Consider the following 16,124-nt stretch of genomic DNA (forward strand, 5'->3'; position numbering starts at 1 on the left):
GTCGGTCGGTCGTGCCACGCGACTTCGCCAACGCTTGTTGGCCAACGTGTGTTGGCAAACGTAGATCGCGCCGCGTTGGATTGTCAACAGGTGTTGGCCTACACTTGTTGGCATGACCGGCGCCACGGAGAACCAGCAGGCCGCACGGCGTTCCGACGCCACCCGCGCCGCGATCCTCGCCGCCGCCCGCGTGCGGTTCGCGGAGGACGGCTACGAGAAGGCGACCATCCGGGCCATCGCGCGCGACGCGAAGATCGACCCGTCGATGGTGATGCGCTACTACGGCAACAAGGCGGCCCTGTTCGCGGCGGCCGTCTCGATCGACCCCGGGCTGCCCGGCCTGCCCGTCGAACCCCGCGAGGATCTCGGCCGCACGCTGGTGCGCCACTTCCTCACCCTGTGGGAGGAGAACGAGGGGCTCACCGCGCTGCTGCGGGTCGGCGCCACCGACCCCGCCGCCGCCGAGCGCATGCAGTTCGTGGTGCGCGACCAGCTGATCCCGCTGGCCCGCCGAGTGGGCCCGGAACCGGACCAGGCGCCGGCGCGGGCGGCCCTGTGCGCCTCGACCGTCCTGGGGCTCGCGCTGACCCGCTACGTGCTGCGGTTCCCGGCGAGCGTGGCGCTCGGCCGCGAGGAGATCGTGGACTGGCTCGGACCCACGATCCAGCGCTACCTCACCGCCCCCACGCCCTGAAGGACCCGTCGGGGACGGCGCGAACGCGGCCGGAGGTCCGAGCCCCGGAGAGTCAGGCGGGCGGGGACGGTAGGCGGGCGGGGGCGCCGCCGGCGACCTCCTCGAAGATCATCGACGACCGGAAGCCGGTGATCTCGCGGCGGCCGGCGAGCCGGTCGACGAGGAAGGCGTGCAGGTGGTCGAGGTCCTGGACGGCGACGTGCAGCAGGAAGTCGTCGTCGCCGGACAGGACGAACACCCGGAGCACCTCCGGCAGCCCGCCCGCGAACTCCTTGAACGCGTCGATCGCGGTGCGGCTCAGCGGGCGCACCTGGACCGACACGAGCGCCTGGACGCGGCGGTTGAGGGCGGCGGGGTCGATGTCGGCGTGGTAGCCGCGGATCACGCCCCGGCGCGTGAGCGCGCGGACCCGCTCCAGGCACGTCGAGGGCGCGATGCCGAGCTTGCGGGCGAGCTCCCGGTTGGACTGCCGCGCATCCGTCTGGAGAAGACGCACGATCCCCGAATCAAGTTCGTCCATGCCCGGGAACGTAGCACCAATATCAAACATTCGTTCGGTGCGTATGGCCATCTGCTCTCAATTGCTTGATTCTCTGAGATGAAGGCGTGCAGATGGAGGGGGAGCGATGCTCGACCACGAACAGGTGGTCATCCGGACCGGCCCGCGCACCGGGCTGCCGGTGATCATCGCCGTCCATTCGACGGCGCTCGGCCCGGCCGCCGGCGGCGTGCGCATGTGGCGGTATCCGGGCTGGCGGGACGGCCTCGCCGACGCCCTCCGGCTGTCGGCCGCCATGACCGCGAAGTTCGCGGCGGCCGGGCTGTCCAACGGCGGCGGGAAGACCGTGGTGGCGCTCCCCGAGGGCACGGTGCTGGACGGGCCCCGGCGGCGCGACGCGCTGCACGACGTCGGCGACGCGGTCGCCGCGCTGGACGGGGCGTACTCGGCCGGTCCGGACGTCGGCACCGCGCCCGCCGACATGGCGGTGATCGGCGAGATCACCCCGCACGTCTTCTGCCGGCCCGCCGAGGCCGGCGGCAGCGGCGACTCGTCCCCGCACACCGCGGACGGGACGCTCGCCGCGCTGCGCGCCGCCGCCCGCCACCTGTACGGCACCCGGAGCCTGGCGGGCCGCCGCTTCGGGATCATCGGTCTCGGGCACGTCGGCGAGCACCTCGCGGGCCTGCTCGCGGCGGAGGGCGCCGAGCTGACGGTCACCGACATCGACCCGGCCAAGCGGCCGAAGGCGGAGGCGCTCGGCGCCGCCTGGACCGGCCCGGACGAGATCCTCGGCGCGGACGTCGACGTCCTCGTCCCCGCCGCCCTCGGCGGCGTCCTGACCGAGCAGACCGTGGCCCGCCTGCGCTGCCGGGCCGTCGTCGGGCCCGCGAACAACCAGCTCGCCTCCCCCGGCGTCGCGGACCTGCTGCACCGGCGCGGCATCCTGTGGGTGCCCGACTACGTCGCCAGTGCCGGCGGGGTGATCCACGCGGTCACCACGGAGCTGCACCGTCTCGGCCCCGGCGAGGCCCGGGCCCGCGTCGCCGCCATCGAGGACACCGTTACCGGCCTGCTCGACACCGCGACCCGCTCCGGCCGGACCCCCGCCGAGGCGGCCGACGAGCTCGCCCGCCGCCGCGTCCGGACGGCGGCGCCGTGAGCGGCACCGGACGCGCACGAAGGGCCGAGTTGTTCGCTGGCGACGAGAGCAGGTTCGCCTTCCCCGCGGTCGGCGGCGAGCGCCGCCTGCTCCTCGACGTCCTCGGCGCGCAGCGGGCGACGCTGGAGCTGAAGTGCGCGGGCCTGGGCGGTGAGCTGGCGCTCCGGGCCGTCGAACCGTCCACGCTGTCGCTGCTCGGGCTCGTCCGGCACCTCGCCGACGTCGAGCGCCGCTGGTTCCGGCAGGTGCTCGCCGGGCAGGACGCGCCGCCGCGCTTCTCGTCCGCCGACGACCCGGACGGCGACTTCGACGGCGCCGTGCCGGACCCAGCCGTGATCGGCGCCGCGTGGGACGCCTGGCGCGACGAGGTCGCGTTCGCCGACGCCTTCGCGGCGGGCGCGCCGCACCTCGACGTGGAGGGCCGGGACGCCTGGCGCGGGGCGGTGTCGCTGCGCTGGGTGCTCGTCCACATGATCGAGGAGTACGCCCAGCACAACGGGCACGCGGACCTCCTCCGCGAACGCATCGACGGCGCCCGCGGCAGGTGACGGCGGGGGTCAGGACACGACCCGCAGGAACGCGCCGGCGATCGTCCGGTACCCGGCCGCGTTGGCGTGCCCGTCGCCCTGGGCGCACTGGGAGGTCCAGGCGCAGATCCGCGCCACGTTCAGCGGGACGGTGCCGTACTGGGCCGTCGTGACCTGCGTCGAGAAGTCATGCGTGGCGAAGGCCGCGTTCACGTCGGCGACCTTGAAACCGCTCGCCAGGGCGGCGCCCCGCTGCACGCCGTTGAACGCGTCGAGCATCGGCACGGACGCGATCGCGGTGGCGCGGTCGCCCTTCACCCAGGACGCTAGGCCGGGGTCGTAGTACGTCATCGACGCGTAGACCGGGACGTCGCCGCCCGCCGCCCGAAGCCCGCCGGTGATCTGCGGCAGTTCGGCGAGGAGGCTTCCGACGCCCTTGAGGCCGCAGGCCAGGTCGCCTTCCAGCAGGCAACCGACGTTGTTGACCCCGATGCTCAAGGTGACGTACCGGACCCGGCCGCGGTGCCGCTTGAGGAAGTCGAGCGCCGCGTCCATCTGGGAACCGGCGCGGTAGGCGCAGATCCCGCCCTTGAGCATGGTGGTCGTCGTCTCGCCCGGGCATCCCAGTTTCACCAGCCGCAGCCCGGGATGCTCCGCTTTCAGCGCGGCGTGCAGGACGTCGGTGTAGCCCTCGTCCGTCGGCCCCTGTCCTGCCTGGACGCCCACCGCGCCCGAATCGCCCAGCGCCAGGTAGTACGTCGCCGAGGCGGACGCGGCGGACGCGGCGGACGCGGCGGACGCGGCCCCGGAGCCGAGGACGAGCACCACCATCGCGAACAGCACCGTCAACCGGCTCGCCAATCGAATCACGCCCTCTCGTAGCCCGAAGACGATCCTGGACGGGGCGGGACGGCGGTACTAGAGCCTCGAGTGACAATAAACAGACGTCTTTGTCTTTTTGATCAGCCGAGGAGCTCCCGCGCCAGGGACTCCTCAAGCCAGCCCCGGTAGCGCTCGCCGCTCCAGCCCCGGTGCCGACGCAGAAGCCGGTGTACGTGCGGGGAGACCAGGGCGTACATGACGTCGGCGGCCGCAGCGGGGTCCAGGCCGTCGCGCAGGGCGCCGCGGGCGTGCAGGCTCTCGGCCAGGGCGAGGTGGACCCGGTGCGTGGCGGCCGCGCCGGCGTCGGCGGCGGCCCGCATGTCGGGGTCCGCGCCCGCCGCCTCGACACTGACCATGATCAGGTCTCCGGCGCGGTCCAGCAGCGCGGCGGAGTAGGCGACGTGCCGGGCGATCGCGGCGCGCGGGTCGGCGTCGTCCCGGGCGGCGACGATCTCGGGCCGGGCGGCGACCGCGACCGGCTCCTCGTCGCCGACGGTGGCCACGTCCAGGGCATGGGAGAACAGGGCCGCCTTCGAGGGGAACGCGTCGTACAGGGTGCGTTCGCCCACCTCGGCCGCGACCGCGATCTGCCGCATGGTCGTGGCGGCGTACCCCTGCTCCACGAACAGCCGGACCGCCGCCTCCCTGATGCGTCCCCGCCGCGCCGCCGCGGCGGCGGCGCGGGCCGTCGACCGGTACGCACGCTTGACGGTGTCTCCCATGCGGAGCATGCTACCTGTATTGGTCGCAGTACTACTGCGGCGAAATTCGGAGGCAGCCATGACCGAGCCGCAGCTGGCCGGGATCCACCACGTGAAGATCCCCGTCACCGACCTGACCCGCTCGACCGCGTTCTACTCCCGCGTCCTCGGCTTCACCGTGGAGATGGAGTTCCCCGACGCCGACGGCGCCGTCCGCGGCGTCGCCGGGCGCGTCCCCGGCCTCGGCCCGACGCTGCTGGCCCTGCGCGTCCACCCAGCCGCCGCCGAGGGCTGCGCCGGGTTCGACCCGGTCAGCTTCGCCGTCACCGGCCAGGCCGACATCGAGGCGTGGGCCGCCCACCTCGACGGACTCGGCATCGACCACTCCCCGGTGATCGAAGCCTCGATCGGCTGGCTGCTGGTCTTCTCCGACCCCGACGGGCTCCAGCTGCACCTGTACAGCTGGGCGGCCCACGGCCTCGACCACTCCGCCCGCCCCGGCTACGCCCGCCCCACGGAACCATCCCAGTAGCGGCGACCTCCGGCGGCGTCAGCGCTCACGCACGCCCTTCAGCTCAATGTCCAGATCGAACGGCACGGCCACGGTGATCCGGTCGTGCTGCACGCCTGTCGCGACGTATCCGCCGGTGGCGTCGTCCAGCTCATACGTGTAGACCGCGAACGCCGGCGCGGTCTCGTCGGTCTCCACCCGCCCGCCCGAGTCCACGTGTCTCCGGACGGCAAAGGAAAAGTCACCGCGTGCATGGCTCGTGTGCCTCCGGTCCGGGGTTGGTGCAGGCACTTGGCAAGGTACCTTCGACGCTTCCGGTGAGGTTGGGAAGACGGGGGCGGGGTTCGGCGGAGTACGGGTGATCGTTGGCCGAACACTCGAAAGGTTCCGCAATGACAGGACAGGTACGTGACCGCCGGATTGGGTGAGTCGCCGACCGACCTCGACCTCGTGGCGGGCTTCCGGCGGGACCCGGAGCGGTTCACCGGCGTCCACGACCGGTACTTCCGGGACGTCTACCGCTACGTCGCCGGACGCCTGGACGCCCAGATCGCCGAGGACATCGCCGCCGAGACGTTCTGCCTGGCGTTCGGGAAGCGCGACAGGTTCGACCCGGAACGGGGCAGCCTGCGCGCCTGGCTGTTCGGGATCGCCACGAACCTCGTCGCGCAGCACCGCCGCAAGGAGGCGCGCCGCTACCGGGCCATGGCGCGGACCGCCGGCGACGCCCCCGCGGTCGGCAGCCACGAGGACCGCGTCGTCACCGAGACGGCGGCCGCGCGCATGCGGCCCCAGCTCGCCAAGGCGCTCGCCTCGCTCTCCCCCGGCGAACGCGACGTGGTGCTCCTCGTCGCGCTGGCCGAGCTGAGCTATGACGAGGTCGCGGACGCGCTCGGCATCCCCCAGGGCACGGTGGGCTCCCGCCTATCGCGGGCCCGCAAGAAGCTGCACGACGCAATCCGGCCGGAGGCATTCCATGGATGAACTGACGATGCTCGGCACCGCGCTGGCCGGGCCCGAACCGTCCGCCGACGCCGTGGACCGCAGCCGGCACCGGCTCCAGAACACGATGCGCGGCGGCCCCGCCAAGCCCAGGCGCAGGAAGCGGTGGATCGTCGCCGGCGCCGGGCTCGCGGCCGTGACGGCGGCGGCGGCCGTGGTCGTCTCCGACCTGTCGGCGCCGGACGCGAAGAAGGAGCCGGTGCTGTCCGGACGGCAGGTCATGCTCGCCGCCGCGACCACCGCGGAGACCAAGCCCGCGACGTCCGGCACGTACTGGCACACCAAGCTGGTCCTCACGATGGGGAAGGTCACCCACGTCTCCGAGACGTGGACGCGGAGCGACGGCAGCACGTGGCTCAGCGCCGCGCCCGGTCTGGTCAGCCGCGTCGAGAAGCGGCCGGTGATGAGGATCTCCGACCTCGACTTCGCCGGCGTCCAGCGGCTGCCGACCGACCCGGAACGGCTCAAGGCCGCGCTGCTCAAGAGCGTCACGGTCCCCGCCGCGCGGGAGAGGCCGGAGCTCTACACCGTCGACCTGCTGCAGTCGGTGCTCTCCGAGGCGCCCGCCCCGCCGAAGGTCCGCGCCGCGGCCTACCGCGCCCTCGCGGCGATGCCCCACATCGACAACCTCGGCAGGACGGCGGGCGGCTACCGGCTCAAGATCTCGTACATGAACGACGCGGGGACGCACGTCGACGGCACCGAGACGATCGTCGTCGACCCGAAGAGCACGCAGCTCCGCGTCGAGGGCTGGGGCGGGTTCGGCGACGGGCCCAATCCCGTCGGGCCGTCGCAGACGACGTCCGGCTGGACGAACACGCTGCCCGGCCGGATCGTCCCCTGGCGCGAGCAGATCCCCTACATCAAGAAGGAGAACCAGCAGCTCAAGGCCCAGAACCACTGATCCAGCCCCCGCCGGGTTGCGGCGTGTTCTGTCATGGCGCCCCCATGACAACGACACGCCGCAACCCCACGAGCATGTCGCCGGACTAGGGCACTATCTCCGCGATGCCCAGCATGTTGCCTTCGCTGTCGCGGAACCAGGCGGCCCGCTCGCCGCGTCCTTTGCTCGGGTAGTTGCCCTCGATGTCCATGATCCCGTTCACGGCGCCGTCGTACTCCTCGAACACCACGCCGCGGGCCCGCAGCCCGGCCACCGCCGCCTCGATGTCGTCGACGTAGAAGCCCATCTGAGTGAACGAGCCGTCGGACGCACCGGCCGAGGCGAACAGGCAGAAGACCCCGGCCGCGCCCTCGTACCGCAGGCCGCCGGGGCGCTCCTCGACCGGTTCGAGGCCGAGCTTCTCGGCGTACCAGCGCCGGGCCCGGGCCAGGTCCTGGGTGGGAATGCGCGCTTCGAACCGTGCATTGCTCAGCATCTCCGTGATGCTAGGCGGCCCCCGGTGACCGTCCGCGGTCACCACGCCGGCCCTCCCGTCGCTCAGCGCACCCGGTCACCGCCACCCGACGGCTTACCGCTTGACTCCGGCCAGGAACTCGGCAAAGGCCCGCCGATCGAACACCAGCCTGGGACCGTCCGGATCCTTACTGTCGCGGACGGCCACCGTCCCCGGCACCGACGCCAACTCCACGCAATCGCCGCCGTTAGACGTGGTGTAACTCGACTTCCGCCAGACAGCCCCGGTCATGTCCATCACGTGCTCCCTGCGGGCGCTAGAGCTTGATGTGCATCAGGAACTCCGCGAACGCCCGCCGATCGAACACCAGCCTCGGGCCGTCCGGGTCCTTGCTGTCTCGCGCGACGACGGCATTGGGAAGAGCGCCAAGCTCGACACAGTCTCCGCCGTTGTTGGTGCTGTGGCTGCTCTTACGCCAGGGAATGTTGTTCAGGTCCATCTCTCCGCTACCACCCTACGGATAATCTCCATGGACTCTCGCACGGAATGAGCGTTGGCCCGCAGGGAGCATAGCGACTCGGAAAGTTTCGCCACGTCCCCGACGCCTGCCATCGTGAGACCGCGTATCGCCGTCTCCACATAAGCTACCTCGCTGCGGTCCGCCATGGTCGCGAGCACGAAGGAACCGGAGAGGCCCTCGTGCACCGCGCACGGCACGATCTGCACCGTAAGGCGCCTTCCCTGCACCTCGATCAGATGCTCTAGCTGCTCTCGCATGACTCGGTGATCGCCGACTTCACGGTAGAGGACGGCCTCGTCCAAGAGGACGGCGATGGAGGGCGGGGTCGGGTCCTCCCGCAAGAGGATGCTCTGGCGCGCCATGCGGGCCTCCACTGCCGCCTTGTCCTCCAGCAGAGCCATCGCGTAGTCGGGAGTCTGCAGGAGCCCGTACACCACGGAGATTTGGAAGGTCTGGAGCATTCCGGCGTCGCGCTCGATGGCGGGCCAGTCGAACCAGGTGGGGTAGGCGGCGTCCTGGACGAGGTCCCTCCAGAGCCGGGCCAGGCACCCGTCGGCACCGACCATCTCGTCCAGCTGCTGCGCGAACTCCTCGGTGCAGCGGGTCTTGCCCACCTCGATCTGCCCGATGTACGAGCCGCTGACGGGGAAGCGCTCACCGAGGCGGTCTTGACTGAGCTTCATCCGCTCGCGGTAATAGCGCACCTGGTTCCCGAACGCGATGAGCGTAGGGCTGATGGCCTGCGAGCTGTGGCGAGCCTTCCGGACCATGTCGCATCCTCCCGCAACCGTTCCGCGCCGCCCGGCAAGGAGCGGCGAGCGCTCGCCAACCTCGACAGGCGTGATTACGCAAATGAACTCTTGTTGTCACGCAAAGTGTTGCTCATGCGCTTCGCTGGTGCCTGCCGAATCCGAAATCTGCCAGGGAGGGTGGGTGCTATGTCCCTGAATGCCATGACACCGGAGGTGCCGACGCTGGTGTTGGAGCCGGATGATCGGGCTCCGGGGCTGGCGCGGCGGTTCCTCGCGGAATGGTTCCGGGAATGGGGTTCGCGTGACGACTACATCGGGCGCGTCCTGGTGAGCGAGCTCGTCACGAATTCGTGCGTGCACGGCGATGGGCCGGTCGTGGTGCGGGTGTTCCGGGACGAGCGGGACGGCGGCGCCGTGATCGAGGTGTGGGACGGCGGGGACGGCCGTCCGGTGGTGTGCGCGGAGGATCTCCAGGCGACGTCCGGGCGCGGGGTGTTCATGGTCTCGGAGCTCGCGCTTTCCTGGGGCACTCGGCCGCTGGTGGAAGGCGGAAAAGTGACGTGGGTGAAATGCGGCCTCTAGGGGGTCGCACAGTTCGGCTCCGGCTCGAGACAAGGAGGTAAGGCAAATGGGTAAGCACGACAACAATGGCGACACGCATCGGCCCGGGCAGCCGATTCCCCCGGACAAGAAGGGACGACGACAACACCGGTGGCGGCGGAAAGAGGGGGAAGTGACGGCATCGGAACTCGTCCGGCGGTTGCGGGACGGCGGTGACCTGCGCGGTCCGGAGTGGGAGCGGGCGATGCACGCGGCGCCGCGCCATTTGTTCGCGCCGGATCGTGGCTGGTGCGTGCCTGATGGCGGCGGTGCTGCTTTCGCGATCGACCGGTCCGCCGATCCCGAGCGGTGGCGGGAGGCCGCCTATGCCGACGCCGCGATCATCACGCAGGTGGACGACGGCGCCGGCGATCCGGCGTCCGGTCAAGGGGCGTGGACGTCGTCGCTGTCGGCGCCCGGGGCGGTGGTGAGCTTCCTCGAACTGCTCGCGCCCCGGGATCACGACCGCGTGCTGGAGATCAGCACGGGGACGGGGTGGACGGCGGCCCTGCTGTCGTCCCGGCTCGGCGCCGGGCGGGTGACGTCCCTCGAGGTGGACGCGCGGGTCGCGGAGAGGGCGGCGGCGAACCTGCGGGAGGCGGGGTTCGCGCCGGACCTGGTGGTCGGCGACGGCGAGGAGGGCGTACCCGCGCGGGCGCCGTTCGACCGGGTCCACGTGACGTGCGGGGTCACCGTCCTGCCGCCGAGCTGGATCGAGCAGACGCGGCCGGGCGGCGTGATCCTCTTCCCGTGGATGCCGTCGTTCGGGGACGGGCACAAAGCGCGGCTCACGGTGACGGGCGACGGCCGCGCCATCGGGCGGTTCCATGGGTCGGCCGATTACATGATGCTGCGGTCGCAGCGCAGTCCCGGCTTCGGTGACCTCGGCCGGGACGGCGACGAGACGCGGACCCGGCTGGATCCGCGGTCCGTGACCCGCGGCTCGTACGGGGCGGACGTCGCGATCGCCGGGATGCTGCCCGACGTGCTCGGTGGCGAGCGGATCGTCCGGGGGCGGCCGAGCCTGGTGCTCGTGGACGAGGCGGGCACGTCGTGGGCGCGGTGCTCGTACCGGGCGGGCGCGGACGACTTTCCGGTGGTCCAGGGCGGTGAGCGGCGGCTGTGGGACGAGGTCGAGGCCGCCTACCTGCGCTGGGTCGGGTGGGGAAGTCCCGGGCGGGACCGGTTCGGGCTCGTCGCCGGTCCGGAGGGGCTGCGGGTCTGGTTCGAGCGTCCGTCCAACGTGATCGGAGGCGGAGGGGCCCGGCGGTACGGCGTTACGAGCGGGATGGGGCGAGAGTGGTGGTGAAGTGGTCGATGTGGGCCGCGAGTTCGCCGGGGGCCTCCAGGGGTGACAGGTGGCCCGTGTCCTCGATGACCGTCATGCGGGCGGCCGGGATGACGGGCAGGAGGTCGGCTTTGAGGGACGCGGGCGGGTCGACGCGGTCGTGCCGTCCGGCCAGGACGTGGACGGGGACGTCGATGGCGCCGGCGGCGGCGGTGATGTCGGCGGTGATGCCGTGCCGCGGCCAGGCGAGGCGGGCGTCGTCGCCGCTGGCGGCGAGGCTGTCGGTCAGCACCTGTTCGCGCAGGTCCGCGGGCAGGGGGCGGTGGGTCAGGACGTGCTGGAGCGCGTCGTCCACCGTCGCGCGGCTGTCGTAGGCGTGCGACAGAGCCTCCGCCGCCCGCGCGTCCGCGGTGGGGCGGGGCGGGGCCGGGGCGATGAGGACGAGCCCGGCCAGCCCCTCGGGCCGCCGCGACGCGGCCAGCTGGGCGACCTTCCCGCCCATCGAGTGCCCGACGAGGACGTACCGGTCGAGTCCGAGGCCGCGGACGACGTCGAGGACGTCGTCGGCGAGCCGCTCGATCCCGTAGGGGCCGGGGAGGTCGCGGGACGCGCCCCAGCCGCGGTGGTCGTAGGCCACGACGGCGCGTCCCGGGGCGAGGCGGTCGATCACGGGGGCGAAGATGCGGTGGGAGCCGCCCCAGTAGTGGAGGAACACCAGTGCCTCCGGCGAGCCGTCGCGTACCCGCACCGGCAGCCGTCCGCCCTGGACGTTCACGTGTCGCATGTCCATCTGTGCTCTCCTTTTCGTCTGCTTCGACGCTAAGGAGCGGTGACCTCGCGGAACAGGTAAGCTCCGGCCCGTCTATGGTGAAAAACGGACAGCGGGACGGGATCCGGTCACTGCGCTACGCGGCGGACGGCGGCGTCGAAGTGATCACGTTCCTCCAGTTGCGGGCCATGCCCGCAGGCAGTGCGCCTCCGCCCGTGCAGCGGGCGGACTTCCATGTGCTCGCGATCGTCGGCTCCGGGCAGGGGACGGTGACGGTGGATTTCGTCCACCACCGGCTGGAGCCGGGCACGATCGTCTGGATCCGGCCGGGCAACGTGCACCGCTGGGACGACATCGCCCGCGTGGACGGGACCCTCGTGCTCTTCCGTCCCGAAGCCGTCCCGCACGGTTCTCCTGGCGCGGAGCCTTTCGGCCCGGTCAGCTGGCGGCAGCCGGGGCGTCCGGCGCTGGTCCGGCTCGCCGCCGACCACCTGCGCCGCGAGTACGACGCGTCCCGGACCCGTCCGATGCCGGGCAGTACCGCGATCCTGCGCGCGCTGCTGGAGGTGCTCCTGCTGCGCGCCGGAGACTGCGCGCCCCCGCCGCCCGCCGGACGGGAGGCCTTCACCGCCTACGCGGCGGCCGTCGAGGCGCACTTCGCGGAGTCGCGGGAGGTCGCCTGGTACGCCCGCCGGCTCGGCTACTCGCCGCGCACCCTCAGCCGGGCGACGCGGGACGCGGCCGGCCGCAGCGCCAAGCGGTTCCTCGACGACCGGGTGGTGCTGGAGGCGAAGAGGCTCCTCGCGCACACCGGCGTCACGGTCGCCGAATGCGCCCGCCGGACGGGCTTCGACGACCCCGCCAACTTCTCCAAGTTCTTCCGCACCCGCACCGGCCTCGCTCCCGGCGCGTTCGCGAGCCGCGCCCGCACGCCCGCGACGGACGCGCCGCCCGCCGCGGAGCGGAGCGCGACGGGCTCCGCCTGATCAGGCCGACGACCGCACGCGGCGGCGCGCCCGGGTCCCGGCGGGAGACTCCACGAGGCGGACGCAGAGCCCGGCGACGACGAGGCCGGCCATGCCGACCAGCAGCGATCCCGGCAGCAGCATCAGGGCGGCGGGCACGCTGTCCGGAAGGGCGTCGCCGGCCGCGTTGACCAGGGCGGGAGCGCCGGCGAGGGCGAGCAGGACGAACGCGCGGCGGCTCGTGCGGTCGCGCGCCAGCGCGGCGGCGGCCAGCACGGCGGTCACCAGCGCACCGGCCGCCCGCAGTTCGCCCATGGTCCGTGCGGCGGCGATGAGGCCGTCCATGGTCCCGCGCGGATCGACGCCGGTCCGGCCGCCGGTGAGCAGGGAGAACGCCGGGTAGGTGTGGAGCGCGAGCAGGACGGCGGCCACCGTCGCGGCGCCGGCCAGGCGGGCGCGGCCGAGGAGGCGGGCGCCGCGGCGCGGGCCGGGCGACACGGTGAGGGACGCCGTGGCGAGCAGCGCGAGCGGCAGCGAGGTTCCGGCGAAGTCCCTGCCGAGGTATGCGTAGGCGTAATCCTGGAAGGCCGTCCCGTAGGCCGCGAAGGCGACCTGGGCGGCGGTCACCGCGCAGGCGCCGATGGCGGCGCGGCGGTGGTGGCCCCGCCAGGCGAGCACCGCGATGACCGTCCAGGCGAGCCAGTACGGTCCGGTGCCGAAGAAGTAGAGGAGCCCGTACACCCCGATGGTTCCGTGCCCCTGCGCGGTGGCGGCGTCGACCAGCGTCGGCACGTCCACGGCGAACCGCGCGGCCTCGACCATCAGCAGGAGCATGGCGAGGAAGCCGGTGATGGCGAGAGCGTCCGGCCAGAGGGACGTCCTCGGGCCGGACATGGCGCGGCGGAGCCGGATCCGGGCGGCGCCGAGCAGCAGGTCGGCGGTGTCGGCGAGGGACGGGCGGGTCTGGCCGGGCCGCGCCGACGCCAGCAGCACGTCCAGCATCTCCTCGCCGTGGGCCTCCCGGTGGGCGGCCGGGTAGCAGGCCAGGAGGCGGCGGTAGCGGTCTTCGAGCGTGCTCAACGGAGTCCCTTCGGGGACAGGGCGGCGAACGCCGGGGCGGTGCCGCCGCCGGGGAGGCGGAAGGCGGCGAGGCGGCGGGCGGCGGCCTCGGTGCGGCGGCGCAGCGCCTCCACCTCGGCGGCGAGGGCGGCGGCGCCGTCCTCCGTGAGCCGGTAGTAGCGGCGGAGCCGGCCGTCGACGACCTCCTCGCGGTCGGGGGCGATGAGGCGTTCGGCCTGGAGCCGGTCGAGGGCGGCGTACAGGGTGCCGGCGCGCAGCCGGGTGCGGCCGGCGGAGATCCGCTCGACGTCGGCGATGATCCCGTAGCCGTGCTGCGCGCCGTCCGCGAGCGCGGTGAGGATCAGGAACGTCGGTTCCTGCATCGGCTTGCTCATGCGGTCTTTATATATCGATCATCTGACTATCGGCAACCGCCGGGCCCGTCGGACCCGGCGGACAGGTTTGCGGACCCGTACGCTTGGTAGCGATCAACCACGTAGTGTGACGATCCCGGGGGACGGCCGTGGCGCAGAGCAGGAGCGAGCGCGTCCAGTACTGGCGCAACCGGCTCTTGGTGTCCGTGCGGGGGCGCGCGACGGTCATCACCGTCGCGTTCGCGGCGCTGTTCCTGACCGTGATCCTCGTGCTCGGGATGCTCCTCGTCCGCGACTGGCTGGAGCGCCGCGAGGCGGACAAGGCGGAGCGCACCACCGAGCGGATCACGTTCGACATCCTCCGCGGGCAGGCCGACGTGGCGCTCACGACCCGTCCGGACGAGACCGGCCTGGTGCAGATCGTCAGCCCGAACGGCCGGCGGGTCCTCGCGGCGTCGCCCCCGGCCCGCGGCAAGCCGCCGCTGGCGTCGTCCGACCTCAGGTCCGGGAGCCTGCTCGTCGACCGGCGGGCGTGCCCGGCGTCGATCCCCGGCTGCGCGTGGATCTTCGGCCTGCGGGTGGTGAACAGGTCGCCGTGGGGGCCGGGGGTGATGGTCGTCTCCGCCGAGCCGCTGCCGAGCCTGCTGAACGTGTGGGGGCTGCCGCTGAGCCTGGTCGCGGTCCTGCTCGTGCTGCTGGCCCTCGTCGCGTGGTGGACGTGGCACACGATCGGCCGGGCGTTCGCCCCGATCGACCGGATCCGCCGGGAGCTGTCGGACCTCGACGCGCGGGACCTGCGCCAGCGCGTGTTCGTCCCGCGCACGCACGGGGAGATCCAGGCGCTCGGGGAGACGGTGAACGGGACGCTGCAGCGGCTGGAGGAGGCGACCGACCGGGAGCGCCGGTTCATCTCCGACGCCTCGCACGACCTGCGCAACCCGATCGCCGGGCTGCACATGCAGCTGGAGATGGCGCTGGACGAGGCGAACGACGAGTCGCGGCCGCTGCTCCGCTCGGCGCTGCGCGACGCCGAGCGGCTCAACGACATCGTGATCGACCTGCTGGAGCTGTCCCGGCTGGACTCGCGGGCGCCGCAGCCGGTGGAGCCGGTCGACCTCGCGGAGGCGGCGCGCCGCGAGGTGGACCGGCGCGGCGACGGCGTGCGGGTCACGGCCCGGCTGGAGCCGGGCGTGGTCGTCCGGGCGAACCCGGTGCGGATCGCGCGGGTGCTCGGGAACCTGCTGAGCAACGCCGAGCGGCACGCCGAGTCGAGCGTCGAGGTGACGGTCCGGCGCGACGGCGGGACGGCGGTGCTCCAGGTCTTGGACGACGGCCACGGCATCGCCCCGGACCAGCGGGAACGGGTCTTCGAGCGGTTCGCGCGGCTCACCGAGTCGCGGGAGCGGGACCCGCAGGGGACGGGCCTCGGGCTGCCGATCGCCCGCGAGATCGCGGAGATCTACGGCGGCACCCTCACCATCGCCGACAGCGAGCGCGGCGCGTGCTTCGTCATGCGCCTGCCGCTCGCCCCGGATGGCGGATGACGTCGATGACACCGGACAGCCCTTCGGCGCCGTGGCCGACGTCGACGGCGCGCCGGAACAGGTCCCGGAGGGCGGCCGGCCCGGCGGTGTCGATCCCTGCCTCACGGCTGGCCTCGACGACGTGGCCGGCGCCGACGGCCTGCATGCGGAGGCTGTTGGCCTCGCCCGGGGACGCGCCCTCCTCGATCGCGCGGGTGAGGATGCCGAGGAAGCCCATCGGGCCGTCGCCGGTCAGCGCCTCCAGGGTCGCGGCCGCGAAGGGCCGGAACCGGTGCGCGGGCACCCCGGCGGTGCCGAGCAGGGCCGCGCCATGCATGTACGAGACGAGCGTGGACCAGAACAGGTACAGCTGCGCCTGGTAGAAGAGCATCGACAGGCCCGGGTCGGTGCCGACGTACGTGGTGTCGCCGAGTTCGGCGAGGGTGTCGCGGTGCCGGTCGAGGACGGGTTCGGGGCCGCTGTAGAACACGTACGCGCCGGGCCGTCCGATGCCGGGCGGCGGCACCATCACGCCGCCCGTCAGCAGGTCGGCGCCGTTCTCTCGGGCCCAGTCGCCGGCGCGGCGCAGTTCGCCGGGGCTGCCGGAGCTGAGGTTGACCAGGGCGCGTCCCTTGACGCCGGCGTCGCCGATGGAGTCGTACATGGCCTGGTAGTCGGTCTGGCTGATGACGATCAGGTCGGACGCGGCGAGCGCGTCGGCCATGGTGGCGGCGAGGGTCGCGCCCTGCTCGACCAGTGGGGCGGCCTTGGACGGGGTGCGGTTCCACACCGTGGTGGGGTGGCCGTTGTCGAGGAACGTCCGCGCCATGGTCGCGCCCATGGGGCCTAGGCCGATGACGGTGACCGGCGACTTCATGTGGTTCTCCCTAAAGCGTTGTTGTGCGGCGCTGGGTGCGGCGCCTGTGCGGCGCCTGTGC

22 protein-coding genes and 1 pseudogene are annotated in these 16,124 nt (G+C 72.8%); 10 read left to right on the plus strand and 13 right to left on the minus strand.

The window, feature by feature from the left end:
* The first annotated feature begins 112 nt into the window (after positions 1 to 112).
* Positions 113 to 694 (plus strand): TetR/AcrR family transcriptional regulator, encoded by a 582-nt coding sequence (locus F9B16_RS08290; protein WP_151539394.1) that lies wholly within the window; start codon positions 113 to 115, stop codon positions 692 to 694.
* A 52-nt stretch (positions 695 to 746) separates the two neighbouring features.
* Here F9B16_RS08290 and F9B16_RS08295 read toward each other — a convergent pair whose 3' ends face one another.
* Entirely contained in the window at positions 747 to 1,214 is a 468-nt protein-coding gene (locus F9B16_RS08295; protein ID WP_151539395.1) for an Lrp/AsnC family transcriptional regulator, read from the minus strand.
* A gap of 106 nt (positions 1,215 to 1,320) precedes the next feature.
* Here F9B16_RS08295 and F9B16_RS08300 point away from each other — a divergent pair, with 106 nt between their 5' ends.
* Positions 1,321 to 2,355 (plus strand): Glu/Leu/Phe/Val dehydrogenase family protein, encoded by a 1,035-nt coding sequence (locus F9B16_RS08300; RefSeq protein ID WP_151539396.1) that lies wholly within the window; start codon positions 1,321 to 1,323, stop codon positions 2,353 to 2,355.
* Positions 2,356 to 2,384: 29 nt separating this feature from the next.
* Complete coding sequence (locus F9B16_RS08305) at positions 2,385 to 2,903, plus strand: DinB family protein (protein WP_151539397.1); 519 nt, start codon at positions 2,385 to 2,387, stop codon at positions 2,901 to 2,903.
* A 9-nt stretch (positions 2,904 to 2,912) separates the two neighbouring features.
* Here the strand turns inward: F9B16_RS08305 and F9B16_RS08310 are convergent, their stop codons facing one another.
* Together F9B16_RS08310 and F9B16_RS08315 are read right to left on the minus strand one after the other, a co-directional pair.
* Complete coding sequence (locus tag F9B16_RS08310) at positions 2,913 to 3,752, minus strand: SGNH/GDSL hydrolase family protein (protein WP_225991464.1); 840 nt, start codon at positions 3,750 to 3,752, stop codon at positions 2,913 to 2,915.
* A gap of 92 nt (positions 3,753 to 3,844) precedes the next feature.
* Positions 3,845 to 4,486, minus strand: coding sequence for a TetR/AcrR family transcriptional regulator (locus F9B16_RS08315; RefSeq protein WP_192808668.1), 642 nt, complete (start codon positions 4,484 to 4,486; stop codon positions 3,845 to 3,847).
* A gap of 58 nt (positions 4,487 to 4,544) precedes the next feature.
* Here F9B16_RS08315 and F9B16_RS08320 point away from each other — a divergent pair, with 58 nt between their 5' ends.
* The gene (locus F9B16_RS08320) at positions 4,545 to 4,997 is read left to right on the plus strand and encodes a VOC family protein (protein ID WP_151539399.1); all 453 of its coding nucleotides are present in this window, start codon (positions 4,545 to 4,547) and stop codon (positions 4,995 to 4,997) included.
* Positions 4,998 to 5,015: 18 nt separating this feature from the next.
* On the opposite strand, the gene F9B16_RS50735 is transcribed toward F9B16_RS08320, so the two are convergent.
* A complete protein-coding gene (locus F9B16_RS50735) occupies positions 5,016 to 5,174 on the minus strand; it encodes a hypothetical protein (protein ID WP_192808669.1) in 159 nt (52 codons plus the stop codon).
* Positions 5,175 to 5,384: 210 nt separating this feature from the next.
* On the opposite strand from F9B16_RS50735, the gene F9B16_RS08325 reads away from it, so the two are divergent.
* Together F9B16_RS08325 and F9B16_RS08330 are read left to right on the plus strand one after the other, a co-directional pair.
* Positions 5,385 to 5,960, plus strand: a complete 576-nt coding sequence (locus F9B16_RS08325; protein ID WP_151539400.1) for an RNA polymerase sigma factor — start codon at positions 5,385 to 5,387, stop codon at positions 5,958 to 5,960.
* Positions 5,953 to 6,882, plus strand: coding sequence for a CU044_5270 family protein (locus F9B16_RS08330; RefSeq protein ID WP_151539401.1), 930 nt, complete (start codon positions 5,953 to 5,955; stop codon positions 6,880 to 6,882). The genes F9B16_RS08325 and F9B16_RS08330 overlap by 8 nt, the downstream gene beginning before the upstream one ends.
* Before the next feature lie 85 nt (positions 6,883 to 6,967).
* Here F9B16_RS08330 and F9B16_RS08335 read toward each other — a convergent pair whose 3' ends face one another.
* The 4 genes from F9B16_RS08335 to F9B16_RS08350 all read right to left on the minus strand — a co-directional run bounded on the left by F9B16_RS08335 (position 6,968) and on the right by F9B16_RS08350 (position 8,626).
* Positions 6,968 to 7,357 (minus strand): VOC family protein, encoded by a 390-nt coding sequence (locus F9B16_RS08335; protein ID WP_151539402.1) that lies wholly within the window; start codon positions 7,355 to 7,357, stop codon positions 6,968 to 6,970.
* Positions 7,358 to 7,450: 93 nt separating this feature from the next.
* Positions 7,451 to 7,633 (minus strand): DUF397 domain-containing protein, encoded by a 183-nt coding sequence (locus tag F9B16_RS08340; RefSeq protein ID WP_151539403.1) that lies wholly within the window; start codon positions 7,631 to 7,633, stop codon positions 7,451 to 7,453.
* Between the two features lie 19 nt (positions 7,634 to 7,652).
* Positions 7,653 to 7,835: a DUF397 domain-containing protein gene (locus tag F9B16_RS08345; RefSeq protein WP_151539404.1), complete on the minus strand. Its 183-nt coding sequence runs from the start codon at positions 7,833 to 7,835 to the stop codon at positions 7,653 to 7,655.
* A complete protein-coding gene (locus F9B16_RS08350) occupies positions 7,826 to 8,626 on the minus strand; it encodes a helix-turn-helix domain-containing protein (protein ID WP_151539405.1) in 801 nt (266 codons plus the stop codon). Before F9B16_RS08350 ends, F9B16_RS08345 begins: the two co-directional genes overlap by 10 nt.
* 168 nt (positions 8,627 to 8,794) lie before the next feature.
* Between F9B16_RS08350 and F9B16_RS08355 the strand changes: the two genes are divergently transcribed.
* Together F9B16_RS08355 and F9B16_RS08360 are read left to right on the plus strand one after the other, a co-directional pair.
* Positions 8,795 to 9,190, plus strand: a complete 396-nt coding sequence (locus F9B16_RS08355; RefSeq protein ID WP_151539406.1) for an ATP-binding protein — start codon at positions 8,795 to 8,797, stop codon at positions 9,188 to 9,190.
* Positions 9,191 to 9,341: 151 nt separating this feature from the next.
* Complete coding sequence (locus F9B16_RS08360; protein WP_225991465.1) at positions 9,342 to 10,517, plus strand: methyltransferase domain-containing protein; 1,176 nt, start codon at positions 9,342 to 9,344, stop codon at positions 10,515 to 10,517.
* On the opposite strand, the gene F9B16_RS08365 is transcribed toward F9B16_RS08360, so the two are convergent.
* A complete protein-coding gene (locus F9B16_RS08365) occupies positions 10,486 to 11,286 on the minus strand; it encodes an alpha/beta fold hydrolase (protein ID WP_151539408.1) in 801 nt (266 codons plus the stop codon). The genes F9B16_RS08360 and F9B16_RS08365 overlap by 32 nt on opposite strands.
* Positions 11,287 to 11,360: 74 nt before the next feature.
* Between F9B16_RS08365 and F9B16_RS08370 the strand changes: the two genes are divergently transcribed.
* Entirely contained in the window at positions 11,361 to 12,251 is an 891-nt protein-coding gene (locus F9B16_RS08370) for a helix-turn-helix domain-containing protein (protein WP_151539409.1), read from the plus strand.
* Here F9B16_RS08370 and F9B16_RS08375 read toward each other — a convergent pair whose 3' ends face one another.
* Positions 12,252 to 13,310, minus strand: a complete 1,059-nt coding sequence (locus F9B16_RS08375; RefSeq protein ID WP_151539410.1) for a hypothetical protein — start codon at positions 13,308 to 13,310, stop codon at positions 12,252 to 12,254.
* The gene (locus F9B16_RS08380) at positions 13,307 to 13,684 is read right to left on the minus strand and encodes a PadR family transcriptional regulator (RefSeq protein WP_151539411.1); all 378 of its coding nucleotides are present in this window, start codon (positions 13,682 to 13,684) and stop codon (positions 13,307 to 13,309) included. Before F9B16_RS08380 ends, F9B16_RS08375 begins: the two co-directional genes overlap by 4 nt.
* A 128-nt stretch (positions 13,685 to 13,812) precedes the next feature.
* Here F9B16_RS08380 and F9B16_RS08385 point away from each other — a divergent pair, with 128 nt between their 5' ends.
* On the plus strand, positions 13,813 to 15,207 hold the full coding sequence (locus F9B16_RS08385; RefSeq protein WP_151539412.1) for a sensor histidine kinase: 1,395 nt from the start codon (positions 13,813 to 13,815) through the stop codon (positions 15,205 to 15,207).
* Here the strand turns inward: F9B16_RS08385 and F9B16_RS54065 are convergent.
* Both F9B16_RS54065 and F9B16_RS54070 read right to left on the minus strand, forming a co-directional pair.
* Complete coding sequence (locus F9B16_RS54065) at positions 15,173 to 15,577, minus strand: imine reductase family protein (RefSeq protein WP_404800481.1); 405 nt, start codon at positions 15,575 to 15,577, stop codon at positions 15,173 to 15,175. The two genes, F9B16_RS08385 and F9B16_RS54065, sit on opposite strands and share 35 nt — an antisense overlap.
* A gap of 36 nt (positions 15,578 to 15,613) precedes the next feature.
* Positions 15,614 to 16,078 (minus strand): annotated as a pseudogene (locus F9B16_RS54070) (NAD(P)-dependent oxidoreductase); the annotation flags it as partial.
* Between the last annotated feature and the right edge of the window lie 46 nt (positions 16,079 to 16,124).

Origin of the sequence: Actinomadura montaniterrae (assembly GCF_008923365.1) — a bacterium.
GTDB classification, from domain to species: domain Bacteria; phylum Actinomycetota; class Actinomycetes; order Streptosporangiales; family Streptosporangiaceae; genus Spirillospora; species Spirillospora montaniterrae.